Annotated in this window: 25 protein-coding genes; 17 read left to right on the top strand and 8 right to left on the bottom strand. The window is 63.6% G+C overall.

What is annotated here, in order from left to right:
• Positions 1-71: 71 nt before the first annotated feature.
• From JJ896_06150 to JJ896_06130, 5 genes are all read left to right on the top strand, one after another.
• A complete protein-coding gene (locus JJ896_06150) occupies positions 72-599 on the top strand; it encodes a DUF1648 domain-containing protein (GenBank protein MBO6779215.1) in 528 nt (175 codons plus the stop codon).
• 30 nt (positions 600-629) lie between these two features.
• Entirely contained in the window at positions 630-2,669 is a 2,040-nt protein-coding gene (locus tag JJ896_06145; protein MBO6779214.1) for a S9 family peptidase, read from the top strand.
• A gap of 1 nt (position 2,670) precedes the next feature.
• On the top strand, positions 2,671-4,806 hold the full coding sequence (locus JJ896_06140; protein ID MBO6779213.1) for a T9SS type A sorting domain-containing protein: 2,136 nt from the start codon (positions 2,671-2,673) through the stop codon (positions 4,804-4,806).
• 63 nt (positions 4,807-4,869) lie between these two features.
• Positions 4,870-5,625: an SUMF1/EgtB/PvdO family nonheme iron enzyme gene (locus JJ896_06135; GenBank protein ID MBO6779212.1), complete on the top strand. Its 756-nt coding sequence runs from the start codon at positions 4,870-4,872 to the stop codon at positions 5,623-5,625.
• Positions 5,625-6,077: a VOC family protein gene (locus tag JJ896_06130; protein MBO6779211.1), complete on the top strand. Its 453-nt coding sequence runs from the start codon at positions 5,625-5,627 to the stop codon at positions 6,075-6,077. Before JJ896_06135 ends, JJ896_06130 begins: the two co-directional genes overlap by 1 nt.
• An 8-nt stretch (positions 6,078-6,085) precedes the next feature.
• Here JJ896_06130 and JJ896_06125 read toward each other — a convergent pair whose 3' ends face one another.
• Both JJ896_06125 and JJ896_06120 read right to left on the bottom strand, forming a co-directional pair.
• A complete protein-coding gene (locus JJ896_06125) occupies positions 6,086-8,296 on the bottom strand; it encodes a carbohydrate binding family 9 domain-containing protein (GenBank protein MBO6779210.1) in 2,211 nt (736 codons plus the stop codon).
• A 53-nt stretch (positions 8,297-8,349) separates the two neighbouring features.
• The gene (locus tag JJ896_06120; GenBank protein ID MBO6779209.1) at positions 8,350-9,927 is read right to left on the bottom strand and encodes an amidohydrolase family protein; all 1,578 of its coding nucleotides are present in this window, start codon (positions 9,925-9,927) and stop codon (positions 8,350-8,352) included.
• Positions 9,928-9,939: 12 nt separating this feature from the next.
• Here JJ896_06120 and JJ896_06115 point away from each other — a divergent pair, with 12 nt between their 5' ends.
• The 3 genes from JJ896_06115 to JJ896_06105 are packed head-to-tail and all read left to right on the top strand — an operon-like array spanning position 9,940 to position 12,275.
• Positions 9,940-10,341, top strand: coding sequence for an ACT domain-containing protein (locus tag JJ896_06115; protein MBO6779208.1), 402 nt, complete (start codon positions 9,940-9,942; stop codon positions 10,339-10,341).
• Complete coding sequence (locus JJ896_06110; protein ID MBO6779207.1) at positions 10,334-10,600, top strand: hypothetical protein; 267 nt, start codon at positions 10,334-10,336, stop codon at positions 10,598-10,600. Before JJ896_06115 ends, JJ896_06110 begins: the two co-directional genes overlap by 8 nt.
• Positions 10,601-10,640: 40 nt before the next feature.
• Positions 10,641-12,275, top strand: a complete 1,635-nt coding sequence (locus JJ896_06105) for a T9SS type A sorting domain-containing protein (protein ID MBO6779206.1) — start codon at positions 10,641-10,643, stop codon at positions 12,273-12,275.
• 1 nt (position 12,276) lies between these two features.
• On the opposite strand, the gene JJ896_06100 is transcribed toward JJ896_06105, so the two are convergent.
• The 3 genes from JJ896_06100 to JJ896_06090 form a co-directional block, all read right to left on the bottom strand.
• Positions 12,277-12,888 carry a tetratricopeptide repeat protein gene (locus JJ896_06100; GenBank protein ID MBO6779205.1) on the bottom strand — a complete coding sequence of 204 codons (612 nt, stop codon included), beginning with the start codon at positions 12,886-12,888 and terminating at the stop codon, positions 12,277-12,279.
• The gene (locus JJ896_06095; GenBank protein ID MBO6779204.1) at positions 12,888-13,733 is read right to left on the bottom strand and encodes a Ku protein; all 846 of its coding nucleotides are present in this window, start codon (positions 13,731-13,733) and stop codon (positions 12,888-12,890) included. The genes JJ896_06100 and JJ896_06095 overlap by 1 nt, the downstream gene beginning before the upstream one ends.
• Positions 13,734-13,814: 81 nt before the next feature.
• The gene (locus JJ896_06090) at positions 13,815-14,450 is read right to left on the bottom strand and encodes a hypothetical protein (protein ID MBO6779203.1); all 636 of its coding nucleotides are present in this window, start codon (positions 14,448-14,450) and stop codon (positions 13,815-13,817) included.
• 129 nt (positions 14,451-14,579) lie between these two features.
• Here JJ896_06090 and JJ896_06085 point away from each other — a divergent pair, with 129 nt between their 5' ends.
• Together JJ896_06085 and JJ896_06080 are read left to right on the top strand one after the other, a co-directional pair.
• Positions 14,580-15,467 (top strand): DUF2807 domain-containing protein, encoded by an 888-nt coding sequence (locus JJ896_06085; GenBank protein MBO6779202.1) that lies wholly within the window; start codon positions 14,580-14,582, stop codon positions 15,465-15,467.
• A 2-nt stretch (positions 15,468-15,469) separates the two neighbouring features.
• A complete protein-coding gene (locus JJ896_06080; GenBank protein ID MBO6779201.1) occupies positions 15,470-16,633 on the top strand; it encodes an AraC family transcriptional regulator in 1,164 nt (387 codons plus the stop codon).
• Here JJ896_06080 and ligD read toward each other — a convergent pair.
• Both ligD and JJ896_06070 read right to left on the bottom strand, forming a co-directional pair.
• Positions 16,605-18,890: a non-homologous end-joining DNA ligase gene (gene ligD / locus JJ896_06075; GenBank protein ID MBO6779200.1), complete on the bottom strand. Its 2,286-nt coding sequence runs from the start codon at positions 18,888-18,890 to the stop codon at positions 16,605-16,607. The two genes, JJ896_06080 and ligD, sit on opposite strands and share 29 nt — an antisense overlap.
• Positions 18,891-18,907: 17 nt before the next feature.
• Complete coding sequence (locus JJ896_06070; GenBank protein MBO6779199.1) at positions 18,908-20,593, bottom strand: hypothetical protein; 1,686 nt, start codon at positions 20,591-20,593, stop codon at positions 18,908-18,910.
• Between the two features lie 131 nt (positions 20,594-20,724).
• Between JJ896_06070 and xth the strand changes: the two genes are divergently transcribed.
• The 5 genes from xth to JJ896_06045 are packed head-to-tail and all read left to right on the top strand — an operon-like array spanning position 20,725 to position 23,714.
• Entirely contained in the window at positions 20,725-21,504 is a 780-nt protein-coding gene (gene xth / locus JJ896_06065) for an exodeoxyribonuclease III (GenBank protein ID MBO6779198.1), read from the top strand.
• Positions 21,505-21,507: 3 nt separating this feature from the next.
• Positions 21,508-21,693, top strand: coding sequence for a hypothetical protein (locus JJ896_06060; protein MBO6779197.1), 186 nt, complete (start codon positions 21,508-21,510; stop codon positions 21,691-21,693).
• Complete coding sequence (locus JJ896_06055) at positions 21,690-22,307, top strand: L-2-amino-thiazoline-4-carboxylic acid hydrolase (GenBank protein MBO6779196.1); 618 nt, start codon at positions 21,690-21,692, stop codon at positions 22,305-22,307. Before JJ896_06060 ends, JJ896_06055 begins: the two co-directional genes overlap by 4 nt.
• Positions 22,294-23,202, top strand: coding sequence for a DinB family protein (locus JJ896_06050; GenBank protein MBO6779195.1), 909 nt, complete (start codon positions 22,294-22,296; stop codon positions 23,200-23,202). Before JJ896_06055 ends, JJ896_06050 begins: the two co-directional genes overlap by 14 nt.
• Positions 23,199-23,714: a hypothetical protein gene (locus JJ896_06045; protein MBO6779194.1), complete on the top strand. Its 516-nt coding sequence runs from the start codon at positions 23,199-23,201 to the stop codon at positions 23,712-23,714. Before JJ896_06050 ends, JJ896_06045 begins: the two co-directional genes overlap by 4 nt.
• A gap of 23 nt (positions 23,715-23,737) precedes the next feature.
• Here JJ896_06045 and dinB read toward each other — a convergent pair whose 3' ends face one another.
• Positions 23,738-24,877, bottom strand: coding sequence for a DNA polymerase IV (gene dinB, locus JJ896_06040; GenBank protein MBO6779193.1), 1,140 nt, complete (start codon positions 24,875-24,877; stop codon positions 23,738-23,740).
• Here dinB and JJ896_06035 point away from each other — a divergent pair.
• Together JJ896_06035 and JJ896_06030 are read left to right on the top strand one after the other, a co-directional pair.
• Entirely contained in the window at positions 24,876-25,304 is a 429-nt protein-coding gene (locus tag JJ896_06035; protein MBO6779192.1) for a hypothetical protein, read from the top strand. The genes dinB and JJ896_06035 overlap by 2 nt on opposite strands.
• A complete protein-coding gene (locus JJ896_06030) occupies positions 25,301-25,720 on the top strand; it encodes a hypothetical protein (protein MBO6779191.1) in 420 nt (139 codons plus the stop codon). Before JJ896_06035 ends, JJ896_06030 begins: the two co-directional genes overlap by 4 nt.
• The last annotated feature ends 147 nt before the right edge of the window (positions 25,721-25,867 follow it).

Below are 25,867 nucleotides of genomic sequence, written 5' to 3'. Positions count from 1 at the left end.
AACGTGCACGCGAGCGTCACTTCGGTGGGGGTACTCCCGTATCCCCTACGACCTGATTTTTTCAGAGCCCCATGGACAGATCACTCTACCACGCCGGCAACCTGTTGCTCCTGGCGCTGCTGGTCGGCGGCAGCGTCTTCGTGTTTGACACGCTCCCTGAGCGCGTGCCCATCCACTACGGGATCGATGGTACACCCGATCGGTGGACCGAACGGAGCTGGTTCGCATGGATGCTTATACCGGGTCTTGCGGTACTGCTGACGGGAATGATGTACGGACTCGCCCGATTCATGCGGCGGCACCCCGACCATATCAATACCCCTGACCCCAAGCGCTATCAGCAGCTGTCCGCTGAGCAGAAGCAGACAGTCGTGGATCAGCAAATGGGCATGATGTGGGGCATCACGCTGGCCATGAACCTCATGTTCGTCGCCATTCAATGGGGCGGCTACCAGGCGTCGATCGGAGTGCAGGACGGGCTGCCGCTCTGGTCGATGCTGTCGATCGCCGCCTTCGTCGTCGTAACCATGGTGCTGGCGCTGCGCGCCCTGACCACAAGCAACAAGCTCATAAAGACACTCTCCGGCGCCGCGCAGTAGATTGTCGGCATCACCCACCATGATGCCGCCATGCGCCCTCTTGTTCTGTTGATCGCTCTGCTCACCGTGCCGACGGCGAGCGCTCAGGAAGTATTTCTGCCGCGGGATGTATTCGAACTCGAACGCGCCACGCAGCCGCAGATTTCGCCGGACGGATCGCGCATTGTCTACGTACGCTCGGGCTTCGATGTGATGACTGACGGGTCCCGGACCGCGCTCTGGATCATCAACGCGGACGGCTCCGGGCATCGGCCTCTCACCGATGGGACCTACGGCGTATCCCAGCCGCGGTGGAGTCCTCGCGGAGATCGGCTGGCCTACGTATCCAGCAAGGACGGTCGCAGTCAGGTGTACGTGCGCTGGATGGATACGGGCGACGTGGCCGAGCTGACGGATCTCGAACGCGGACCTTCCAGTCTGGCCTGGTCTCCGGACGGCACCCGGATCGCACTCAGCATGTTCGTGCCGAATGCAGACCCGGATATCGCGGTCGAAATGCCCCGCAAGCCGCGCGGAGCGGACTGGGGTCCGGAGTGGACCTTCATCGATGACATCAACTACCGGAGTGACGGCAGGCAGGGGTTTGTGGAGCAGGGTGGCAGCCAGCTCTTCATCCTGCCCGCCGAAGGTGGCACCCCGCGGCAGGTCACGTTCGGCCCGCAAAGTCATGGCGGCACCCCGTCGTGGACTCCCGACGGCAACGCCTTGATACTCAGCGCCAACCGGCGGGCGGACTACGAAGTCGAGGCGCGCGATTCGGAGGTATATCGCCTGGACCTTGCTACCGGAGACCTCACCGCGCTTACCGATCGCTATGGCCCCGACGCCAGCCCGCGGGTCTCCAGCAACGGACAGATTGCCTATCGCGGCTACGATGACACGTACATGGGCTACATGCAGAACCGTCTGTACGTGATGGACGCGGACGGATCCGGAAGCCGCGAACTGCTTCCGGAGTTTGACCGCTCGGTAGGCAGCGCGGAGTGGTCGGCAGATGGACGCGCGTTGTACATCTCCTACACGGACGAGGGCATGGGGCGAGTCGCCCGGGTGACGCTTGACGGCACGTTGACGACGCTCAACGGCAATGTGGGCGGACTGTCCATCGGCCGTCCCTACTCAGGTGGTCAGGCCTCCTTTGCGGGCAACGGCACCTATGCATTTACCTCCGGCACCCCGCAACGACCGGCGGATCTGTGGGTAGGCGCCGCCAACGGGCGAACCCGGCAGCTGACGTTCCTGAATGAGGATCTGCTGGGAGCGCGTGAACTCGGTGAGGTGGAAGAAATCTGGTACGACTCCTCCTTCGACGACCGGCGTGTACACGGCTGGATCATCACCCCTCCCGGATTCGACCCATCGCAGAAGTATCCGCTCATTCTGGAGATCCACGGCGGACCGTTTTCCAGCTACGGACCGCACTTCTCAGCAGAAGCCCAACTCTACGCCTCCAAGGGCTACGTGGTGCTGTACACCAATCCACGGGGCTCGACCAGCTACGGCGCGGAGTTCGGCAACCTGATTCACCACGCCTATCCCGGCAATGACTACGATGATCTCATCAGCGGAGTGGATGCCGTACTGGAGCGCGGCTACGTGGACGAGAACCAACTGTACGTGACCGGGGGCTCCGGGGGTGGCGTGCTGACATCCTGGATCATCGGCAAGACAGACCGTTTCCGGGCCGCGGTGGTGCAGAAGCCCGTCATCAACTGGTACAGCTTCGTACTCAACGCGGACGGGCTGTCGACATTCTGGAAGTACTGGTTCCCCGGTCCGCCGTGGGAACACCAGGATCACTACATGGCCCGATCGCCCATTTCGCTCATCGGCAACGTGACGACACCCACCATGCTGATCACCGGAGAAGTGGACTACCGCACACCGATGTCGGAAACCGAGCAGTACTACGGCGCTCTCAAGATCAAGGGCGTTGAGGCCTCGCTGGTTCGGGTTCCTGATGCAAGCCACGGCATCGCGAGCCGACCCAGCAACCTGATTGCCAAGACCGGGCACGTGCTGGCCTGGTTTGACAAGTACCGGGCTACTGTTCAGGAGGCCAGCCGCTAGCATGCGCGCCCTCTGGTTGCTGGCGGCCCTGGCCTGGGCATCCACCGCCGTGGCCCAGAGTGACCGCTGGACGGCCACCGGTGGTCCGGCCGGCGGAACCGTTCGCGCCGTGTACGCCTGGCCGGAACGCGGCACGGCGGTAGTCACATTGACCGGGGCGCACTCCTACGTGAGTGACGACGAGCTTCGGTCATGGCGCTACCTGACAAACGGCAGGTACTTCGGATTTGCCGGTGCCGACACCGTGGCGTCCGCCAGCCCGCCACAGTATTCGGTCGATGGGGGGACGACATGGATTGAGGCGCCCTTGCCAGATTCCGTGTCCGGCCGCTCGGTGGCCATCCACCGAGAGACCGGTCGTGCCGTGCTCGTGTCGAATGACGGAATCTGGAGCTGGCGACTTGGGGAAGCGGCATACGCGTTCACCCGCACCAACGGAATGCGCTGGGCGTCCGCGGCAGGCTCCGTTGTAATTGTCTCACCCGCCAACTCCGGTCTCAACCTTGCCATGTCGGAGGACGGCGGAGTCACCTGGGAGACGGTAGCCCTGGGGTCATCCGCTACGCCGCGCGGTCACGCCCGAATCGCTGCAGGGCAGGTTTGGATGGTCGGAAGCCACAACAACCGGACGGGGTTGTTCACGTCCCCGGATCAGGGACGCACATGGTCCCTGCACGGCTGGCTGCCCTGCTTTGCGGATGACCTCTTGGCAGTAATCGGCGATCAGGCAGTCCTGAGCAGCAGAGCGACGCTGTATAGCCGTCCTCTGTCCGGCGGCCCATGCGAGGAGCAGATCAACCTCTCCGAGCGAACCTACCTGACAGGGGTTCGCTCATCCGGTCACCCCGGGCAGGCGTCGGTTCTTGGGGCAATCCGGCTGATGGCAGCCAGAAGCAACCTGCACGTGAGCCGGGACCAGGGCGCGAACTGGGAGATCGCGACGCTTGAAGGCATTGGCTCTCCGTCAGTGACCGCACTCTTTCCCGAACCACGCACAGGCACCTGGTGGGCGGGCACCGCTTCGGACGGCCTGTACCGCAGCGATGACGGTGGCATTTCCTGGACATCGATGGGCTTTCGGGGGGAGCCCAACCTGTCAGCAATCACAACCGCGGGGTCACCGGATGAAGTGTGGCTCGGCACGACCGCCTCCGGCCTGCATCGCAGCACCGACGGCGGCCGCACCTGGACGCTGCTCCCGAACCCCGAATTGGGCGGTAGCATCCCGCACGGGTTTATCGACAATCTGGCCTACAACGCTGCAATCGGTGACGTGCTCACGACGTGGTCGCTCTGGGACGTGTTCTCCAGCCAGGACGGACAGTTCTTTTCCGCGCTCGGAGTGCCCGCCGGGTCCCGGATCGACCCACCGATCTGGGGTACACACCTGTCGCAGTCGGGGGCACTGTACGTAAGCATGCTCTATCCATTGGCCAATGACTGGGAGATTCTGCGCTGGCCGACCCCGGCATCCAGCACCTACGAGTCCGTCGGCGGGAAACTCCCCGCCGCTGCCGAACAGATTCTGGAGTCCGCCGGCGGTGCGCTGTTTGCGGGCATAGCCTTCCCGTTTGACAGAAGCCTTGGCCCGGCCGGCGTCTACCGCCTCGACCTGCCCGACACGACCTGGCGCGCCGTACTACCGGATGTGAATCCAGTGGAGATCGTCGAGACTCCCGACGGAGCGATCTGGGTGGCCTCCTGGGAGGGGGTGTTTCGCTCCGCGGACGGCTTTTTGTTTGAGCCGGCCGATGCGGGTTTGCCGGATTGCACGGAAACGCTGACATACGATGCGTTCTGGAGAGAGCTGCTTGCGGGCACGTGCCGCGGCGTGTACTCCATAGCCATCCCCTCCACCATTCGAGTCGATCCGGACCCCATCGCCCCGGCGCGGCTTTCCCTGTTTCCGAACCCGGCCGCGGAGCACGCAACCCTCCTGCTGGACCATCCTGGAGGTGAACTGACCGTGCACGTGTTTGACGTGTTGGGTCGGCGCCTGTCGCACTCCCGAAGCTGGCAGGGCGCAGGTGAGGTGCGCCACCCCATCGACCTGGCGGACTTTCCAGATGGCGTTTACTACGTACAGACCGAGTCTGCCGGAGCCGTTTCTGTGGTCGCAGGTGTCGTGGTTCGGTAGCAACCGGCGACTTTTTCGCCTCAGCGCTGTCCTTCAGGGGAGTCCTCCATCCAGACCGTCTCCATGCGCCGACTAGTTCTGACCCTGTTCACCGCCGCCCTGCTTACCGGCTGCGCTTCCCTGAAGGAATCCCGCAGAGCCGAACGCATCGGCATCGAGTGGGTGACCATTCCTGGCGAGCGCTTCGTGATGGGCGACACGGCGATGATCGAGAACCCGGACGCCCTGCCGCTTCATGAGGTGGATCTCACCCCCTATGCCTTGACCCGTTACGAGACCACGTATCATCAATACGACGCCTTTGCACGAGCCACCGAACGCAGGATGCCCGGAGACGTGGACGGCGTGCGGGGAGATCGCGCGGTGGTTGATGTGGACTGGGAGGACGCCAGCGCATTCTGCGCCTGGATAGGGGGCCGTCTGCCCAGCGAAGCCGAATGGGAATTCGCGGCCGGCGGAGGCGTGGATAAGCAAGTCTGGGCCGGCACGAACGATGAGGCCGAGGCCGGCGACTACGTGCGCTATCGGGGGAACGCCAATGCCCACCCCGCACAGGTCGGCCGCAAGAAGCCCAACCAGTTCGGGCTGTACGACATGAGTGGAAACGTGTCCGAATGGATCGGTGCCTACTATCAGTACTATCCCGAGCCTGGTGAAGAGCCGTCGCGCTACGATCTCGAGACGTTCGATATTCGCATTCTTCGCGGCGGCGACTTTACCATGGAACTGGAAGTGGCGCGCACCTACTGGCGCGCCGGCACACTCAAAGACGTGCGCAGCAACGCAATCGGCTTTCGCTGCGCCCGAGATCTGGACTGATGGCTGTAGACGGAGTCACGCCTGTACTGAACGTGAGCGACATCGCGCAGAGCTTTGCCTTCTTCGAACTGTTCGACTGGGAACGCTCCTTCACCTGGAATCAGGAAGGCCTGATTGGAGACGGACCGGAAGCGGCGACTGAAAACGAGCACGGAAAGGCAGGATTCGGCGGAGTGCGACAGGGCAAGACCACCATCTTCCTGTGCGTGGACTGCCAGGGATCCAAGGGTACGCGCATGCCGTCCTGCCCCGGAGCGGACGACACCGACGGCGTGTGGATGACCTGGTGGGTCACCTCGCGATCTGAGGTGGACCGCTATCACGAGATTGCCGTGGAGAACGGCTGTGTCGTGACGTGGCCTCCGACGGACGAGCCGTGGGGCGTGCGGGAATTCCACCTGCGGCACCCCGATGGGCACATGTTCAGAGTCAGCTGCGGGCTCGGGGAGTAGCCGCTGGCCTAGAGCAACACCAGGTAGGTCAGTTTGGCCACGCCGACTCGGCTGTTCATCAGGATGTCCGCACGCGGATCAAACAGCACCTCCCCATCTTCGGCCAGGTGGTACGAGGTGTTGAAGACCAGGAAGAGGTCCGAGCCAGGGGTATGAATCCAGTTTATCCGAACGTTTGCGCTGACGTTCCGGGAGAAGTTGTCATACTGGATCAGCGCCTTGGAAAAGAGCTTTCGGCTCACGCTGGCAAGGACATCCACCGACACGGTGGTGGCGCTGAAATCTCCATTGTCGACAGGAAGGCGCACGATGCTGTTTCGAATACTTCCCCCGAGCGTCAGGTGTTTTGACTGACGCCACCCTGCGCCCACCGACCAGTCCGTGCGGTGCCCCCCGTAGAAGCCGCCGGCCGAGACCGACGCACTCCCCGACAGCTTCTTGCCGGGGTCTGTGTTCACCCTCGAACTGACCCGGGTGAAGTAGTAGTCATCCGCGCTTATCTCGGCATCGGGACGGATGAAGAACGACCCGGTCAATCGGTCAAATTCCCGGGACCCGGAGACATTGACGGACATGCGGGCTCGCGATGTCAAGGTCATCGACACCAGCGACAGCCACGACTGGAGATTGCCGTCCTGCCCGTCGTAGTGAATTCCCATGGTGTGAAACGTGGCCTGACGGAACGGACCGTCCTCAAACAGGGGTGAGTAGGTGCCCGTCGCCACGGTGCGACGCATATCCCGTCGCCGGACGAAGCCGAGCGCCGGCCGGTAGTTCTCCCCCACGCTCGTGTAGGACAGGCTCGCTCCGTACAGATCGTTGCGGAGGTTCACGGCGACGCTTCCTGCCCAGTCCTCGTTGGACGGGTCTGCGTCCGTCACGCGGGTATACCACACATCAGCGCTGCTCGCCGACCCGAACCGCTGCCGAGCGTCCAGTCCGACAGCCCGATTCCACGCATCGCCCTGCGCCCGACTGGTCACGATGGCTCCCACGGACCCCCGTCGGCCAAAATTGGTCTGGATGCGGGCTACCGCGTTGTTGGCCGATTCGGCCCCGAACGCTCGGCCGAGCTTGTCCGCGATGGTGCCTTCATCCGGCCCTGTCTCGATGTTGATGAGCCCCACGTTGAAGCGACCCACCTGGCCCGTCAGGCGACCTCCCAACAGGATCGACTCAAACACTCCAATACGCCGCGAAAAGAAGGTCTGGGTTTGCCTCGAGTCACCGTGCTCGAAGATGCCCGAGCGCTCCAGGAAGAACTCCCGCTTCTCAGGAAAAAAGAGGCTGAATCGCGTGAGGTTCAGCTGCGTGTTGTCCGCTTCCACCTGCGCGAAGTCCGTGTTGACGGTCAGGTCCAGGGAGAGATTGGACGTTATACCGTACTTGACATCAAACCCGGCATCGTACGAGAACTCGCTGTCCGTGTCCTCGATAGACAGGTCCGGGCGGCGCGTTTGGCCGCCCGTGATAACGTACGGCTTGACCTCAACATTCCGGCCGCGGCGAATATTTCTGATCCCTGTGAGTCGTCCATAGCGCGACACCGTCTTCAGGTCGTCGGAGTATCCGGACCCGTAGGTCAGCGGCACCAAAGGCCAATTCTGGATCTCGTTCTTCCGGTTCACGGTGCGCCGCATGAACAGGCCGAATGTGAGTTCTTCGCCATCCGGAAACCGTAGCTGCCGGAACGGAATCCTGACTTCCATCGACCAGCCGTTTTCGTCGATGACCGTCTCGGATTCGAACACCGCGTCCCAGCTGTAGGAATCGATTGTCATATGCTCGTCGGCGATGAGCGCGTCGTCCTGGGTACCCAATGCGTTCATCTCAAACAGGTAGGCGTTCCGGCCATCCAGAAACGTGTCCAGCCCGATGTAGGCGTGGTCATCACGATCGTTGCGCCCACCACGCTCCATGTTCTTGGCGCGGATCAACTCGGGGTTCGCGTCAGAGAATTGAAAGGCGAAGTACAGGTTGTCCCGGTCGTAGGCCACCTTCACCCACGTTCGCTCGGTTGGTTCAGCGCCTTCTTCTGGCCAGCGTTGCACAAAGTTTTCGACCGGGTCGATACCGGACCAGACCGGGTCATCCAGATGACCGTCCACGCGAGGCGCATTCTGGATTTGGGTGGCCTCTATGGAGAATGCGTCCTGAGCCCGGGAGTCCGCAGAGGTCCCAAGAAGGAGGACGGCCAGCATCAGCGCCGCTCGTGTCATGCTTTCTGGTTGAGGTAAGGGAAGTGCACGGGAGGATACCGCTCAGGCGGCGCTCAGTGTGTCTCGATGAACATGGGCATCGGGCCGGACGGAATGCCCTCCAACATTTTGGCCGCGTCCACAAGACTGCGCACCCACCCCAGCAACTGACGCGCATCGAAGATCACGCCGTCCTTGATGGTCCACCGCACGCCACCGACCCGCTCCACCTCTCCGGTCTCGTCATTCAGTCGCACGGCCCCCGTCCCGTAGAGCACTTTCAGGTTTTCGAGCGGATTCTCGGGCACGATCACAAAGTCCGCCCGCTTCCCTACCTGGATGGAGCCGATTTCGTCGTCCGCGCCCAGGGCCTCGGCTCCGAGAATGGTGGCTGAACGGATGACCTCCAGCGGATGGAATCCCGCCTCCCTCAGGAGCTCCATCTCCTGGATGTACCCGAAGCCGTAGAGGTTGTAGATATAGCCGGAGTCGCTGCCCAGTGTTACCCGCCCGCCCCGGTTCTTGTACTCGTTCAGAAAGGTCATCCACAGGCGGTAGTTCTCCTTCCAGTCCATCTCGTTCTCGGTGGTCCAGTAGAACCAGTAGGAGCCGTGCGCTTCGCGCGCCGGACGGTAGAAGCGCCAGAGGCTCGGCAGGGTGTACACCGCGTGCCAGGGCCGACGGGACTGCGCCTCCAGATCCCGACTGGCCAGGTACGCCACCATCGTCGGATCAATCGTAAAGTCCAGCGCAATCAGCGAGTCCATCACTGCATTCCAGTGGGGACTGAAGGGTTCGGCAGCCTGCTTCCACAGCTTGCCGGCCTCCCCGAAGCGATGGGCCTCGTTGAGGTAGTTGTAGTCCAGTCGGTAGTGCTGGATGATGCGATCCTCAAAGAGCGCCTCGGGCAGACCGTACCAGTGCTCCATGGAGGTCAATCCGGCCGATGCGGTCTGCAGCACGTTCATGCGGGTCACATCCAGCTGCGCGTGGTGCTCGGTTCCGCGAAGTCCCTGCTTCTGCATTTCATCGAGCGCCGCGTACATGATGGGCGGGGGAGCGCCGAAGAACTTGATCCCGTCGGCGCCCTTGGCGGCGATCCAGCGCACCCATTCGCGCGCGTCCTCCGGCGATGTGATCCGGCGATTCCACCCGCTGCCGAACACCGGATACGTAAAGAAGCGGGGCGCGGTGATCGCGTTCTCCTCGGAGAGGCGCCTCTGCTCCAGGAGCCAGTCCGGATCGCCTCCGCTGGGCTCGCGCGTCGTGGTAATGCCGTGGGCCAGCCAAAGCGCCCGGATGTAGTCCACAGGAGTGTCCTGCCCAGATCCGGGCTTGTGAGTATGGCCGTGCAGGTCCACGAAACCCGGCAGGACGTACATGCCCGACGCGTCGATCTCCCGCGTGCCCGCCGCCGGCCGGCGCTCCGGCCTGATCGGTACGCCGGGATACCCCACGTTGCGGATCTCCACGATACGGTTGCCCTCGACCACGATATCCACCGGCCCGATGGGCGGGGCGCCCGCGCCATCGATCACGGTACCCCCACGAATCACCAGACGCTCAAACGGTCCGTCCCCCATGGATGGCCCCTGGTCCTGGGCATTGGCGGGAAAGGCAACAAGCAGAGCAACCAGCAGCAGACAACGCATGTTTTTCGGGCGATGAACTCTGCGGCATGCTACGAAGTGACGTACCATTGCCGCATGCAATTGCAGTGGTTCAAGGGGGTCTACTGGGCCTGGCGCTTACCTGCCGGTGCAACAGGGCCGGATGATGCCTTCTGTGTGATGCGCACGCCGGACGAGACCACCGTGATTACGCTGTCGGATGATCCTCCCGTGGAGGCGCGCACATCGGGACCCTGGCGCATGTTCAGGGTAGACGACGAACTGCCGCACGACGCCATCGGAATTCTCGCCGCGTTGAGCCGCGTTCTGGCCGATGCCCGCATACCGATCCTTGCGTTCGGCAGCTTCGATACCGACTATGTCTGCGTGCCGGGCGAGCTGCAGCGCATCGCCCGGAAAGCCCTGAAGGAGGCCGGCTACCGTGGGTGTGATTGACGCGCTGGGGCTCGTAGGCGTGGCTCTGATCCTCGGGTCCTACGTGTTGCTGCAGACCGATCGCTGGAGCGCACGGGAGGCCCGGTATTCGGCGGCGAATGCGGTTGGTGCAGCGCTGATTCTGGTAACGCTGTACTTCGATTTCAACCTCTCGGCTGCGGTGATCGAAGGGTTCTGGCTGCTGGTGAGCCTGTACGGGTTGCTGAAGGCGCGCCACCCTCAACCGGCCACACCGGAAAACGGACCGCAGGTGGGCTAGCACCGGGCATGCCGCGGGCGCGTAGGGTACGTTTCGCGCCATGCCTCGCATCGTGCTTCTGGTTCTTTTTGCGTGCGCGCTTCCGTGCGTCGCCCAGACGGTCCCGGTGGATTCTACCGCCTTCGGACGCTGTGGGGCGGGTCAGGCAAGTCTGGCCGTCCGGTCCGGCACGGTAGCCACCACCCTGGAGAATACCGGGCACCTCCACTGGTGGGGAAACCTCGTCATACCTGCCGGATCAGGGATCGAGGCTGGAGGGGAAGCCACCTTCGCGGTCGCGGGCACCGTGAACGGCGACACCCTCGCAGCCGTCACCCGCAACCGCAGTACAGAGTTCTTCCCCGGGCCGCTGGCCTACGGCGTCACCCCCCCGGAGGATTGTGGGCGCTTCGATCGCATCTGGTACGTGACGCGGGCAGATGAGGGCGTGAATCCTGAAAGCCGAACCGAAGACGTCGAAGAGTGGCCCGTCGGGCTCGGCGCGCCATACGTCGAGAAGAACGGCCGGGTGGGGTACCAGCCGGCCGACGGAGACTATCCCGCAGTGCGCGGCGACTGGCAGGCGTGGTGGATTCTGAACGACGCGGGGAACGTGCACCCGAGAACGGAATCGCCGAGGCCCCTCGGTGTTGAGGTTCGCATGACCGCGTACGGATTTGACGTTCCGGGCGTTTTGGGAAATGCTCTCTTCTATCGCTTTCAGGTTCGCAACAAGAACACATCGCCCATTGCGGATGCCTACTTCGGAATTCGAACCGCGTCAGACCTGGGAAACTTTACCGACGACTATGCGGGAACGGACACCTCCCTGGGCCTGAAGTTCTACTACAACGCCGACGATGATGACGAGGGGGGATACGGACCTGCCCCGCCTGCCACAGGCTGGTTCTTTCTGGAGGCACAGGGACTCGACCGCGATGGTACCTGCTCGGAAGGAGAAAGCGACTGGATGCCCACCTCCACCATGGAACGCTTTGGAGGAGGGGGAGTCCGCAGCCGCGCCTACGGGGTGCGGGGTGTTTACCGGGCCATGACGGCCCGATTCGAGCTCGGACAGCCCTTGCTGGAGGGTGGTGTGGGATACCCGGGAGGCCTGGGTGGCAATCCGGATCGGCCGATCCGCTACATGTATCCCGGCGATCCGGTGACCGGCGCGTACTGGTCCGAAGGAAACACCCGTCTCCCGCACGGTAAAATCAATCACCCGGGGTCGAGGGGCATGTGGATGAGCCGCGGGCCATTCTGTCTGCCTCCGCTCGGTGAGGCCGAATTTACTGTCGGCCTTGTCTGGTCCCGAGGATCCTCCAATCTCGACTCCGTGCGCAAGCTGAGAGAGGACGTAGCGTTCATCCGCTCCAACGCCGGCACCATTCTGACACCTCGCAACCTGCAGGGCGAGGTCCCCGTCGAGCCGGAAACCGGCGGGGTCTTTACGGTCTACCCGACGCCGGCTCGGGGACTGGCCAACGTGGCCGCCGATGTGGCGGAAGGCTCAAGGGTCTCGCTGGAGGTGGTGGACCTGCTGGGCCGCGTGATGTTCGAACTCGAGGAGCAGGAATCCCTCACCGGACGCGTGCGATTCACGCTGGACACGTCGCGCTGGGTTTCTGGTCTGTACCTCGTGCGGCTTACCGAACGCGGACGCGTGCACACCCGAAGCCTGGTCGTGCGGTAGCTCAGGCGCGCTCCTGAAGCGCCTTTTCGAGCTCGCCAAGCAGTTTCTGGGCACTCTCGTCCCGGTCAGGATCCGGACTGAGTTTCCGGAACTGCCGAAGCGCCGCGACCGAGGCCGCGAACTGCCCAACGCCTGCCAGCGCGACCGCCAGATTGAATTGCAGCTCGGCGCTCTCGGGATCCCGCGCCGCAGCCACCGCCAGGTGCACACGGGCAGGCGCAAACATCTCCATGTCCAGATACAGGCAGCCCAGGTTGTAGTGGGCCTCGACGTGCTCCGGATCGGCCGCAAGCGAGCGCGCAAACCACTCGACGGCGTCGTCATAGGCGCCGTCCGCGGCCTCCAGAATGCCCAGGTTGCAACAGGCGTCGGCCACCCGGTCTCCGTCTCGCACGGCCTGCAGGTATGCGTCCCGCGCATCCGAGCCTGCCCCCGTGCGGTCCTTCATCAGGGCGGAATCGAATGGCGACAGGGCAGCGTCCAGTCGAACTACGGTGGCGGCCTGGCGCTGCGCGAACAGGTTCAGCTGGGACTCCTCCTCGGCAGTCCGCTCCCCCTTGGCCCTGCGATAGGCCCCTTTCCGATTGGTGACTAGCTGAAGTATGCGCGGCATCAGCCGGTCTTACGCGCGGGCTCCTCGTCGGCTTCGACGGCCTTCTCCTCGCCCGCCTTCTTCATGGGTTTCCGGTTTTCCTTGGCCTCGTCGATGGACGCCTGCAGCGCGGTCATGATGTCGACCACCTCTTTCGGCGCCTCTTCAGACGTGACGAGCTCCTTGCCTTCGGCCTTCGCCACGATCATCTCACGCAGCGCGTCATTGTACCGGTCCTTCAGCTCAAGCTTGTCGAGCGTCGTGGCCATGGTGTCCACCAGCGTGCGCGCGAGCTTCAGCTGATCCCTGTCGGCCACAGCGGAGTCAATCTCGGGCACCTTGTCCATCGCCCGCAATTCTTCCGGGTAGCGCAGTTTGTAGAGCATCAATCCCTGCTCATTCGGAGCCAGGAGCATGACGCTTTCGCGGTCCCGCAGCACAACACGACCCACGCCGAGCATGCCGGATTCCTTCAGCGTCTCGACGAGCAGCGCATAGGTCTTGGCCGCGACGGGTCCGTCGGGCCCGGCGAAGTACGGCGTGTCGAACAGGGTGGCGTGCACTTCGTCTTCCTTGACGAAGCCCTCGATCTCGATGACCCGGAGGCTCTTCATCTTGAGCTTCTCGAAGTCCTCCTTCTCGACGACCACGTACGTGTCGGGCTCGATCTCGTAGCCTTTGACGATCTCGTCGGTCCTGAGGACCTTGCCGCATTTCTTGCACTTCTTCTCGTACTTGACGCGGCCAAAATCGTCCGCATGAAGCTGGTTGAAGCTGATCTTCTGGCTGGCCTCGATGGCGCCGTAGATCTTGACGGGAATGGTGACCAGCGAAAACTGGATGTGCCCTTTCCAGAGTGCGCGCATGGTATTCCTCCGGGCCGCGGGGGCCGATGATTCGTGGCAAGATAGGGCCTTGAGCCCGAATCCAAGTAAACGGACCTGTTCTCAGGAGTTGCGCAGCGCCCGGATCAGGTCCGGGATCGCAGATGCCCGGGCGTGGATTTCCCGGGCTCCCGTTGCCTGGACAAGCCTTGTCACGTGCGATGCCCTCACGCCACCCGCGACCAGAATGCCAGGGCCGTCGGCCGCGACGAGCTCACGCAGCCTGTTTGCTCCGGCCAGCGCGCTCGCCGCTCCGCCGGACGTTAGAATGCGCAAAACGCCGGCCTGCGCACATGCCTCGTAGGCTGCCCACTGATCTGCGGTGTCGTCGAATGCCCTGTGGAACGTGACAGGCCTGCCTTGAGCGGCGTCGACCAGGTCACGTAGTTGCTCGGCGGCAACCTGCCCATCGCCCGTCAGACAGCCTACGACGACGCCCGCGGCGCCCGAGGCAACCGCGAATCGCACATCGAGCACGGCCTGCCGGTGCTCCTGGAGCGTGTAGCAAAAATCCCCGGTGCGTGGCCGAACCAGCACCATGACCGGCGTACCAAGGGATACGGCCCGTGTGAGCAGTTCGGGATCCGGCGTCAGGCCTCCCGTCTGCAGCGCCGCGCAGAGCTCAATCCGGTCGGCCCCCGCTTCGATGGACGCCTCGACGTCTTCCAGGGACTCGCAACAGCTCTCGACAAGAATCACAGGCAGCGGATAGGGTCTCAAGTCCGAACGGGAGGGCTCAGAACATGTTTTGGGCCTCGCGCGCTATGTTTTGGGGCGATGGGCGATGGCCGGAATCGGAGGTTGGTTTCATCACAAACGGCAACTCCCATGAAGCCCTCATTATTGATCCTGTTCGCTTTCCTGCCGCTCACTGCGCAGGCCCAGCGAGTAGACGGGAACGGTGACATCACCACCCAGACCCGACCGCTCTCCCAGTTTTCGGCCATCTCTCTCGACTTTGTCGCGGAAGTCCAGATCCGTACGGGCGCTGCCCCAGGCATCGAGATCACCGTCGACAAAAACATTCTGCCTTACATCGGTACGCGCGTCAGCGGAGGCAAACTCGAAATCACGCAGGAGGCGTGGATCGAACCGACCCAGAAGGCCATCATTCATGTCACGACCCCCCTGCTCGCCGCGCTGGAGACGTCCGGGTACTCGACGGTGCGCCTTCTTGAACCCTCGGGGCCACGACTCACGCTGGACGTCGGCGTCGGGGACCTGCTCGTGCTCGGCGGGGAGGTAGACGAACTGACAGTGGCCACGAAGCAGGGCTCAATCGACGCGTCTCGCCTCGCGGTGAAGCGTGCCGTTGTTTCCGTCACCGGCCGCGGCAAGGTCCAGCTCAAGGTGCGCGACGAACTGGCGCTTGTGGCCGACGAAGACGCGACCATTGTCGTGGATGGCAACCCCAGGGTGTCGGGCGCCACGGAGAAGGTGCGGCCGGCCGCGGAGTACAAGACGGCGGCCGCGCCCCGCGTGGCCCGTGTGTTGATTCGCATCAAGAACAACCGGCTGTGGTGGTCCAAGCTCCGGGTGGAAGGCCCCGAGGGTGCTCGATTCGGGTACGGTTTCGGGCTCGGTCCGCGCGCGGCGCGCACCGAGACGTGGCCAATCGGCACCCGAGTCTATCGAGTGGAAGGTGAGGAAGAGCGGCTGCTCTACACCGTCGCGCGCGCCGACTCCGGCAAGACTGTTTCGCTCTTCTCCCGCTAGGCATGCCGTCCCTCTGGTTCGTCTTGCCCATCGCGTTCGGCATCGTGCACGGACTGCTGTTTGCAGTCCTGCTCGCCGTGCGCTCGGGCAGAAGAAAGACCATCTCCGATGCGCTCCTTGCCGGCCTCGTGCTGGCAGGAGCGCTGCGGCTTCTGCCGTACGTACTCAGCTTTCTCGGATCCGATGTACTCTGGGCGCAGTGGCCGTTTCTGCCCCTGGATACTGGACTTCTGATTGGACCCCTGTTCTGGTTTTACCTGAGGTCTCGAACCAATGCACGGTTCCACTTCAGGCGGAGTGACCTGCTGCACGTCGCCCCCTGGACGTTGTATGCGGGCTACAGACTACTGGTGTTCAGCCGTGACGCCGAGTTCGTCTTCCAATGGACAGACCGTGTAGATCTGCCGTTTGTACAGCCGGCGCTGGCAGTACTGACGGGCCTGTCACTGGGGTATTATTTGTGGCGGTCGTGGGGTCTTCTGCGGCGATATCGGGTCTGGCTGGACAGCGAGTTCGTGGACGTCGAGCCGATCCAGCTGGGTTGGCTGCGCTCCTTTGTATTGGCGATTTCCGTGGGTGTTGCCACCGCATGGGTGTTTGGACTGCTGGATCTCGTTTCGGTGCGCCTGGACACGTTGCAGGCCTGGTGGCCCTTCGCCATCACGACCGCAACGCTGTACTATCTGTCCCTGGCGGGTTTCATGAACCCCCAGCCGCCGGGCATCGCGTTCGAAGACCGACCCAGAGAGCGTCTCCAGGGTCCCGCCTCGAATCTGCCGGTGGCAGCCCTGCTCGACGTCATGGCGACGGAGCGACCCTACCTGAACCCGTCGTTCTGCCTCGACGACCTGGCCGCCCTGATGAACCGGCCGAAGGCGCTCGTTTCCCAGTCAATCAATGAGGGACTTCGGACCAATTTCCGGGGACTGGTGAACGCCTACCGGGTGGATGCCGTCTGCGAGGCGCTGAAGCATGAGAGTGCGCTTACGCTGGTCGGCGTCGCCATGGATCAGGGGTTCAATTCCAAAGCCACCTTCAACCGGGTGTTCAAGCAATACACGGGCGTCACGCCCCGGGAGTACGCAAACATGACCATCGACCAGCGCGCCCGGATTCCGGTGAGTCGACCGGCGGCCATTATTCCAGATCCGGTCGCAACCGCTTGAACGCTCCCTGGCGCAGCATACCGCTGGAGGTCAGCTGCGAGTAGATGGCATCGCAATAGACCTGGGGCTTGATCCACTCGGCGCTCTTGTCCTGATCGTCCGGCGCGAGATCCGGCCTGTCCATGCGCTCCAGATCCATGAGGGCAGCCTGCAGTTCGTCCAGGGCACGATCGGTGAATCCAGTGCCGAGATGTCCTCGGTAGACGAGCCCATCGTCCGTGTCCTCCGCCACAACCAGACTACCGACCGTCTCTGAGCGCGCGCCGCTGCCGCGGGTGAATCCGATAATGCGCAGTGTGACCTCGTGCTCGGATTTGATCTTGAGCCAGTCTCCGCTTCTGCGACCGGCGATGTAGCGGCTTTCCTTGCGCTTGGCCACGATCCCTTCCAGGCCCTGCTGCTTCACGGCCTTGAACAGCAGGTCGCCGTCTGCCACGGTCTGGCTGAAGCGAAACGCGTGGTCGGGGCGGATCAGGTCCTCCAACCAGGCGCGTCGACGTTCGATTGGGTCCTTGACCACGGGCCGGCCGTCCAGATACAGGCAATCGAACAGGTAGCAGACCGCGGGGTGCTTCTTGGCCGCGCGTGCCACGGCTCCTTCTCCCCGAGCGTGCAGGCGTTTGATGACGCGGCCGAATTCGGGGCGGCCCGCATCGTCCAGCACCACGATCTCGCCGTCAAACACACCGGTCGTGCAGTTAAGGCCATCGGCCGAAAGCTCAGGAAACTGGTCGGTGATGTCGTTGCCATTGCGGCTCCAGATTGTGACCTGCTGTTCAATCACCGTGATGATGGCCCGGATGCCGTCCCACTTGACCTCATAGTGCCAGTTGTCGTCGATGGGCACCGCGTCCACCTTCTCACACAGAAGCGGCGGAATCGAGCCTTTCAGCCACTCCCGGTCGGGCTCGTGCACGCGCTCCAGCAGCCACTGCTTGTCCTGCGTGCGGTGCATCCGGTAGTCCGCATTGATCTGCTCGGAGTGCAGTCGGAAGTAAAACCCGGTTTTCTTCTCCTTGGTGACCGTGTACCGGCCGGTGGCGTAGACCCACATCGGGCCCGCCCCGTACTCGCCTTTCGGGATGACGCCTTCCCAGGTCAGGTACTTGATGGGGTGCTCCTCCACCTCCACGGCCAGCCGCTTGACGCCCGGCTCATGGGGCAGGCCGCGCGGCAGCGCCCAGGACTTCAGCACGCCGTCCTGCTCCAGCCGAAGGTCGTAGTGCAGGTTTGTCGCGTGATGCCGATGGATGGTGAAACGGGCCATGTCCTCGCTCCCCAGCACCGGCCCGGGCTCTGAGGTGATGTCGAAGTCGCGCTTCTTCTCGTAGGCCTTCAGCGTCTCCGGATCCCCTGCAGCCACCGCAGGGGCGCGGTCGGTGTGAATCGCGACGGCATAGGCGGCCATGGCCTCCCAGGGATCCCCTTTCTCCTCCAGGATGCGCGGCACCGTCGCGTAGTTGTAGGGCGACGCGTCCTCCAGCGTGGCCAGTTCCTCCCAGGTGAGCGGCATGGACACCGGCAGACCGGGTTTGCCGCGCAGGCTGTACGCGGCCACGGCTGTCTGACCCTTGCGATTGCGATTGAGGTCGATGAGCACGCGGGTCTCGCGGGCCTTCTGGCTCCAGTTGAGCGTGGTCTCGTCCTTGTGCCTGCGCACGAACGCGCCCGTCACCTCGTGCGCGGCCTCCATCACCTTCTCGATCTCCCAGCGCGGTTCGATCGGTACCACGACGTGGATGCCCTTCTGGCCGGAGGTCTTGCAAAAGGGATGGTAGCCGTAGCCACGGAGCTGCTCTCCGAGGCCCGCCGCGAGCTCGATCACGCGCGTGTACGGGAAGTCCGGCGGCGGATCGAGATCAAAGACAATCTGATCCGGGCGATGGGGATGAGGAATGCGCCCCTGCGTGACATGCAATTCCAGACAGGCGAGGTTGGCCAGCCAGACCACGTCGGCCGTGGCGTCAGCCACCATGTAGTCCTGCGACTTCTTGTCCAGGCGCACCGAGCCGATCCACTCCGGCGCCCAGTCCGGTCGGGACTTCTGAAAGAACTGTTCGCCTTCGATGCCGTCAGGGTAGCGCACGAGGCTGAGCGGTCGGCCCCGCGCGTGACGCAGGAAGGTCGGAGCCACAGAGAGGTAGTAGTTGACGATCTCCGCCTTGACCACCGGCACCGTGGGGTCCAGCGTCTTGGTGAGGTTGGAGAGCTCCACCTCACGTTTGCCGACCTTGACCCACTGGGATTCCCTAGCCACGCTTGATGCCGTCGCCGTCAGGCTCGCCGGTTCTTCTGGAAGTAAGCGCCGACGATTTCCACGAATTCGCGGTTGGTCATGTCTTCCCCGGAGCCTGACGGGCTGTATCCCGTCCAGCAATGCGGCTTGCGCCGCCCGTACTGGACCTCGTACTGAAAACCTGGCTTCGATGCGAGGAACTCATCCAGGAGGTAGACCGCGTTGTCCAGGTAGTAGGAGTCCATGTCTCCGGTGGCGATGTGGAGCTTGCCGTTGAGCTTGGGGCCGACCGTCTCCCAATTCGTGCGCAGGTAGTGGTGCAGGTCATAGTTGGCTCGCCAGAACTCTGCGGTCTCCCTGTTTACGGACCCGGAGACGGGATCCCAGATGGGCTCAGGATATCCGTCGTCACCGACCGGGCTGAACACCGCCTCCCAGATGGCCCACTGGCCGCCTGAACGGGAATTCGGACCGGCCGCCAACTCCATGTGGTTCTCCTGCCGCACCGTGGAGCGCACGTTTCCGTCAAACCGCCGCGCGTTCGGGCGCTCGACGCGGTGCCACTCATTGCCGGTGAAATAGGCATTCTCGTCTTCGTAGATGTTGACGATCTGGTAGTAGTTGAAGTCCACCGGGTCCGGGCACCACCCCCAGGCACCACCGAAGGTGTCCGGGTAGTAGATCTGCGCAGCCAGAGCCTCCCATCCGCCGGTCGAACCGCCTGCCGTGGCTCGAGCCCAGGCGGCAGGGATCATGCGGAACTGGTCCTCCAGGTAGGGTATCAGCTCCTCGGTGATGGCTCTTCCGTACGGTCCTACGTTTTCCGAGTCCACCGAGTAGGCGGTGTCGTAGTACGGATTCGCATCCCGGATCGATACGGCGATCATGCCGGGCGCCTGCCCCGAGGACCAGAATTCCTGGAATCCGACGCTGCGGCCACGCTCGCTTCCAAATCCGAGGGGTGCCCGGCCTCCAGGGAAATGTCCCTGCATGTACAGGACCGGATAGCGCTCATTGGAGGTAGCGTAGCCCGCCGGCAAGAGCACGTTGGCACCGATGTACATGTCCTGTCCCCAGAACTCCGAGAGCAGCTCACTCCTGATCTTGACGTACTTCACCCAGTCGGTGTCCTGGTAGTTGCCCTGCTGCAGCACCTGCCCATCGGCCAGGGGAGTGTCCGGCTGGATGGCCTCCGTCAGGGCAAGCTCGATGGTCTGCCCCCTCCCCGTCACACGGATCTGCATCGGCTCAGAAATCAGGTTGCCAGGCGCTTCCCACAAGTCCTGACCGGCACCGCTGTTCAGATGCATCCAGACCGTGTGCCCGTCCGACCGGTCGAACCGGGTGTACACATTCAGCAGCGCCTGCATGGTGTATTCCCCCTCCGGGAGGTCGGATACGTGCTCCAGGGGAAAGCCTCGAACGTCGGGGTCGCCCGACTGCACGGATCGGGCCGTGCCGGCCTGCCAATCGGAGACATCCATCCCCCAGTAGGGCACGCCGCTCACGCCTGTCTGCGCCCTCGGCTCCTGATCAGCAGTCCTGGACACGATCACGAGCACCCGACCTGTGTAGGGTCCGTCGAGCCCGAGCGCCGCGGCCTCGGCGGCAGCGGATTCCGCCAGCGTGACTTGCACCGTCAGTTCGGAACCGTGCGGCGTCGGGGAGCAGCTCACGAGGAGGCACAAGGCGGCGACGGCAGCGGTGACGTAGCGCGCGTTCATGGGCAGGGCGGTCTGTGATTGATGTTCGAACATAGTACGCCGGGTTGCCCCGTGCGCAGTGCTTTTCCCCCCAACCTCACCAATACTCTCCTACGCGCTCCCGATTCTGTACCTGTACCAAACCCGCTCCCATGGCCCTCTCCATCGTCACCTGGAACGTCAATTCCATCCGCGCCCGTCACGATCGCGTGCTGGCCTTTCTGGATCGCCACGACCCTGATATCGTGTGCCTGCAGGAGACCAAGGTCGAGGACGCCGACTTCCCGGTAGAGGCCATCACAGAGGCGGGCTACCACGCCGTCATTCACGGGCAGCGCACCTACAACGGCGTCGCGATCCTCTCCAAACAGCCTGCGACCAACGTGGTGATGGGACTGCCCGGAGAGCCCGAAGACGAGCAGGCTCGCCTGATCGCGGCCGATATCGGCGGGCTGCGCATCGTCGATGTCTACGTTCCGAACGGACGCACCGTGACCGATGACGACAAGTACCCGTACAAGCTGCGGTGGTTGAACCGGCTCGAGTCCTTCCTTGCCGACGAAATCGGAGCCGGCAAGTCGGTAGTGCTGTGCGGCGACTACAACATCGCGCCCACCGATGACGACGTGGCCAAACCGGAACGGTGGGCAAACTCCGTGCTGTGCCACCACAAGGTCCGGGACGCGTTCGGGCGCCTTGTGGCCATGGGGCTGAACGATGCGGTCCGCGCCCGCATCCCGGAAGTGCCCGGACCCTACTCCTGGTGGGATTACCGCAGACTGGCATTTCCCAAGGGAGACGGCCTGCGCATCGACCATATTCTGGTGACGGCGGACGTGCTGGCTCGAACCACCGGCGCCTTTGTAGATCGGGATGAACGCAAGGGCAAGCAGCCCAGCGACCACGCGCCGGTATTCGTGCAACTGGACTGAGCCATGGCTGATCGAAACCCGCTCTACTACTTCCTCGATATCGACCTGAAGACGCGCCACGTGGTCCACATCGGCACGGAGCGCAAGGCGACGGTACAGGTCCAGCTGGAGGATGGCCTGCATCGCGTGTTTCTGAGCAAGGGCCAATTCAACAAGCTCGAGCACAGGCTGCTCGGATTGTCGGGGTGAGCTTCGGCAGACTTCTTCTGCCCCCGGGCGTCGCCTATCGTCGTGCGGCCCAGGAAGCGCTGGCAGACCGCCCTGTAGATGCGCAGACCGTTCTGGCGGAAATGCGCAGGGCCTACGCCCGAACAGAAAGCCGATATTCGTTTGGCGTAAACCTGCTCCTGCGCTACTTCGACTGGAGCCGCGCGCTGTATGCATCCGCGCTGGAGGCCGGCCTCGACGCCGACGAAGCGGGCCGACTGGTCCAAGACACCCATTGGCGTCTGTTTCGGCCGGTATTCGTCCTTCTGAACCGGGTCTCAAGGCTTCGAAGCCGACGCCTGAGGACGCGAGTACAATGGATGCTCGACCTCTCCTTCCGCACGGTGTTCACCGCACCGTTTGAACGGGAGCTCCTGGCGTCCGGTGAGGGTATCGCGTTCGATGTGGTCCGGTGCCCGATCGCGGAATACTTTCGCGATCACGGCATGCCCGAGTTGACGCGTCATGCAGCCTGTAGCCTCGATTGGCGCATGGCCGAGCTGTGGGGCGTACTGTTTGAACGCACACAAACCATCGCGGCAGGAGCCGATTCGTGCGACTTCCGCTACCAAATGCCGGATCATGTCGAATCCTGAACCCTGGCTCCGCGGCCCTGTAGAGGGGGTGCCTGGTGTGCTGCAACCTGTAGCCCACGCACTCCTGGGCGCCCAGGAGGAGATCCGGGCCGTGCTGGCGGGTCTGGCCGAGCCTGACCTCTGGACGCGGCCGGAGGGATGCGCGTCCATCGGGTGGCATCTGTCGCACCTGTCCGGCAGCACCGACCGATTGTTCACCTACGCGCGGGGGGAAGCACTGACGGAGGCACAGCGGACCGACCTTGCCGCGGAGCGGGATGCTTCCACCCGAGTTGCCGCCCAGGAGTTACTCGCCCGGTTTCATCGGGTCGTCGATCAGGCGCTCGCCCAGCTTCGGGGTACGTCCCCGGAGACCGTGACAGACTTCCGCGCGGTCGGAGGGGCACAGCTCCCATCGACCGTGATCGGACTTCTCATGCATGCCGGCGAGCATGCGGCACGCCACGCCGGACAGATCAAAACTACCAGCCTCCTGGTCACGGCCGGCGCCGCACTGGACATGGTAACGCTGGTGGTTCGAGACCATGACGAGGCCGTCGCGTTCTTTACCGGGAAGCTGGGATTCGCCTTGCTGGAGGACACCTATCAGCCCGAACAGGACAAGCGCTGGGTGGTCGTCAAGCCGCCGGGACCCGCTTCGCGCATCCTCCTGGCACGGGCCAATACAGACTCCCAGAGAGCCGCGATTGGCAATCAGACCGGCGGCCGGGTGGGCTTTTTTCTGCACACGGACGACTTCTGGCGTGACTTTCGAGCCTACTCGGACGCAGGGGTGGAATTCGTGCGGGCGCCGGCCGTGCAGTCGTATGGCACGGTGGCGGTTTTTGCGGATCTCTACGGCAACCTTTGGGATCTGATCGGACCTACATTGGGCGAAACACCCCCGACGCCATGAGAATTCCCGTTCTGCTGACCGCCGGCCTGTTGATGGTCGGGTCGGCATCCGCCCAGACCGCGAAGACCGCAAACACCCTGGCGCTGACGGATTCGACCGCTGGTCTGGACGTTTCTCTGGACGTGGTGAGCAGCTTCCTGACCGGGACCTGGCATGGCGATGGGCTGGGAGGCACCGTGGACGAACTCTGGACGGCTCCGGCTGCCGGTCAGATGCACGGGCTCTTCCGCCTGGTTCGCGGTGGTGCTATTTCGTTGTCGGAGCACATGGTGATCGACACGGCGGCAGGACGACCGACCCTGCGTGTAAAGCATTTCTCCTCCGACTTCGAGGCCTGGGAGGCGGCCGACGAGGCCGTGCTGTTTCCGCTCATCATGGCAGACGAGGGCGCGCTGTACTTCGACGGTCTTACCATTCGTCGGACCGGCGACGACGCCCTCACGTTCTTTCTGGCGATGGGCTCTCCGGATGGATTCCGCGAGGTCGAGATCAACTACGCTCGGGTTCGCTGATTTCGGAGCGCGGTTAGGCGAGGCTATGCTTCGCCAGCTGCCAGGTCGAGCTCGAGCTGCCGGCCGGCGCCGTCCCGGTCCTCAAATTTGGAGATCGTGATGCCGAGCAGACGGACCGCCTTTTCAGGCGGGGCGGGTGCCTTGAAGAGCAGACGTTCCACCAGTGGCAGGATCTCGTCTGCAGTCGAGACGGGCTCTGGTACCGTGGTGGACCTGGTGGTGATCGTGAAGTCGAAGTGCTTGATCTTCAGCGTGACTGTGCGGCCCGCGAGCGGCTTGTTACCCATGCGCTCCGCAACCACGCGAGCGATCTCCCGCAGCCGGTCCATCATCTCGTGTGGGTCGGCGATGTCGTCGCGGAACGTGCGCTCGGCACCTAGCGACTTTCGGCCGCGTCTACTCGACACCCGACGGTCATCCAGGCCATGCGCGGCGCGGAAATAGTACTTGCCGGCCTTGCCGAAGCGGCTGACCAACTGCTCCTCCTCCCATCGTTTGAGATCCGCGCCCGTGTAGATGCCCACATCCTGCATGCGTTTCGCGGTCTTCGGTCCCACGCCAAAGAACTTGCCGATGGGCAGCGCATCGATGAACGCGGGCGCATCCTCCGGGGTAATCACGGTCAGGCCGTCCGGCTTGTTGTGGCCTGAGGCCACCTTGGCCAGGAACTTGTTGTAGCTCACCCCGGCCGATGCGGTGAGACCCGTGGTTTCGAAAATCTCCTGCTTGATGGCCAGCGCAATCAAGGTGGCCGATGGAGGCCCCTTCAGAGGCTCGGTCACATCGAGATAGGCTTCGTCCAGGCTCAGGGGCTCCACGTCCGAGGCGTAGGTACGAAAGATGGCCTGCACCTTGCCGGACACCTCGCGATACACCTCAAACCGGGGTTTGACAAAGATCAGGCCGGGACACCTCCGGGCAGCCGTGCGCGACGGCATCGCGGAGTGCACGCCGTACTTGCGGGCCTCATAGGAAGCGGCCGCCACAACGCCCCGATGCTGGCCCCCGACGGCGACCGGTTTGCCACGCAGCGCGGGGTCGTCGCGCTGCTCCACGGACGCATAGAACGCGTCCATGTCGACGTGGATGATTTTTCGGCCGGGCACGTGTCGGGTGGGCGAAGGCTTTTCCGTTGTATCGACCGAACGCACCTCCGTTTCCATGCCTCTGCCTCGGGTAATCCCGGCCCTCCTGGCATCCCTGCTTTTTCTGTCGGCCTGCGCTGCCAGCGGTCCCGCCTACTCTCCCGCGGCCAAGCGGGAACTCGGGATGCTGAAGGGGCGCTCGGTGCGCCTCATGGAGAAGGCCGAGCAGCCGTATGAGGAGCACACGAAGGCCGCAAACACGCTAATGCAGCAACTTGCTGCGGCCCGCGAAGCCGCTCAAGGTCGCGTAGGAAATGGCACGGCAGTCGCCCAGTGGAACCTCATGCTCGATGCGGAGGGACACCTGGTCGGCGGTTTTCTGTCCCGCTGGCAGGCGGACACCACATTGCGCCCGGCCTTCATCGCTCAGGCCATTGATCTGGTCGAGGCGTCATTTGCGGCCATGGAGGCCTTTGAACTCGCCAAGATCGGCGCCCCGAAATGAACAACGCTCTTCCAAGGCTTTCTCCGGAACTGGAGTCCGTGGTGCGAAGTCGCTCAGGTAGAGCCTATCCATCGCGACCGGACTTTCGTTTGTTTCTAAGGAGGGTCCTGAAGACGGTCTCCGGGGGCATCGGCACCCACTGGGCTGGGTACCGGGCCGAGCTCATGGAGACCGCGCAGAGCTTCATCAACGGAGCCGCAGATGATCTCGCCGAATGGAGCGGACTGCTGGCCGCCGGGGCGATTTCTGCCGACGATTTCCGATGGCTGCTGAATTCACGCGCAGCAACCAGTGAAATGCTGGGGCTGAGCGCAACGGGAATGAGCCGCGGTCAGGTATCTCACTTCCGCGCCCTGCTGATCGAGGGGTTGGTATCCGCGGCGGTGACCACGTTCCTGGGCACGCGCTCGGACTAATCGGTAGGTGGCGGTGGGTCCGGGCGTGCCGGGGTTAACCGGCCTGCATCCTGATGTGTGCCCGCTGCGCCGGCGGTTGACCTCCCCGGTTCCGGTGTGCCCGGGCACGCCGGGGTTGACCTCCCTGTCGGCAGACGGCAATTTGCA

Source organism: Rhodothermales bacterium, assembly GCA_017643395.1.
Classification (GTDB): Bacteria; Bacteroidota; Rhodothermia; order Rhodothermales; family UBA10348; genus JABDJZ01.
This window is presented reverse-complemented; position numbering and strand designations above follow the sequence as displayed.

What these genes read in the sequence shown, in the direction of transcription:
- JJ896_06150 (MBO6779215.1), top strand. Translation starts at nt 72, where the DNA reads ATGGACAGATCACTCTACCACGCCGGCAACCTGTTGCTCCTGGCGCTG.
- JJ896_06145 (MBO6779214.1), top strand. Translation starts at nt 630, where the DNA reads ATGCGCCCTCTTGTTCTGTTGATCGCTCTGCTCACCGTGCCGACGGCG.
- JJ896_06140 (MBO6779213.1), top strand. Translation starts at nt 2,671, where the DNA reads ATGCGCGCCCTCTGGTTGCTGGCGGCCCTGGCCTGGGCATCCACCGCC.
- JJ896_06135 (MBO6779212.1), top strand. Translation starts at nt 4,870, where the DNA reads ATGCGCCGACTAGTTCTGACCCTGTTCACCGCCGCCCTGCTTACCGGC.
- JJ896_06130 (MBO6779211.1), top strand. Translation starts at nt 5,625, where the DNA reads ATGGCTGTAGACGGAGTCACGCCTGTACTGAACGTGAGCGACATCGCG.
- JJ896_06125 (MBO6779210.1), bottom strand. Translation starts at nt 8,296, where the DNA reads ATGACACGAGCGGCGCTGATGCTGGCCGTCCTCCTTCTTGGGACCTCT.
- JJ896_06120 (MBO6779209.1), bottom strand. Translation starts at nt 9,927, where the DNA reads ATGCGTTGTCTGCTGCTGGTTGCTCTGCTTGTTGCCTTTCCCGCCAAT.
- JJ896_06115 (MBO6779208.1), top strand. Translation starts at nt 9,940, where the DNA reads ATGAACTCTGCGGCATGCTACGAAGTGACGTACCATTGCCGCATGCAA.
- JJ896_06105 (MBO6779206.1), top strand. Translation starts at nt 10,641, where the DNA reads ATGCCTCGCATCGTGCTTCTGGTTCTTTTTGCGTGCGCGCTTCCGTGC.
- JJ896_06100 (MBO6779205.1), bottom strand. Translation starts at nt 12,888, where the DNA reads ATGCCGCGCATACTTCAGCTAGTCACCAATCGGAAAGGGGCCTATCGC.
- JJ896_06095 (MBO6779204.1), bottom strand. Translation starts at nt 13,733, where the DNA reads ATGCGCGCACTCTGGAAAGGGCACATCCAGTTTTCGCTGGTCACCATT.
- JJ896_06085 (MBO6779202.1), top strand. Translation starts at nt 14,580, where the DNA reads ATGAAGCCCTCATTATTGATCCTGTTCGCTTTCCTGCCGCTCACTGCG.
- JJ896_06080 (MBO6779201.1), top strand. Translation starts at nt 15,470, where the DNA reads ATGCCGTCCCTCTGGTTCGTCTTGCCCATCGCGTTCGGCATCGTGCAC.
- JJ896_06070 (MBO6779199.1), bottom strand. Translation starts at nt 20,593, where the DNA reads ATGAACGCGCGCTACGTCACCGCTGCCGTCGCCGCCTTGTGCCTCCTC.
- xth (MBO6779198.1), top strand. Translation starts at nt 20,725, where the DNA reads ATGGCCCTCTCCATCGTCACCTGGAACGTCAATTCCATCCGCGCCCGT.
- JJ896_06060 (MBO6779197.1), top strand. Translation starts at nt 21,508, where the DNA reads ATGGCTGATCGAAACCCGCTCTACTACTTCCTCGATATCGACCTGAAG.
- JJ896_06050 (MBO6779195.1), top strand. Translation starts at nt 22,294, where the DNA reads ATGTCGAATCCTGAACCCTGGCTCCGCGGCCCTGTAGAGGGGGTGCCT.
- JJ896_06045 (MBO6779194.1), top strand. Translation starts at nt 23,199, where the DNA reads ATGAGAATTCCCGTTCTGCTGACCGCCGGCCTGTTGATGGTCGGGTCG.
- JJ896_06035 (MBO6779192.1), top strand. Translation starts at nt 24,876, where the DNA reads ATGCCTCTGCCTCGGGTAATCCCGGCCCTCCTGGCATCCCTGCTTTTT.
- dinB (MBO6779193.1), bottom strand. Translation starts at nt 24,877, where the DNA reads ATGGAAACGGAGGTGCGTTCGGTCGATACAACGGAAAAGCCTTCGCCC.
- JJ896_06030 (MBO6779191.1), top strand. Translation starts at nt 25,301, where the DNA reads ATGAACAACGCTCTTCCAAGGCTTTCTCCGGAACTGGAGTCCGTGGTG.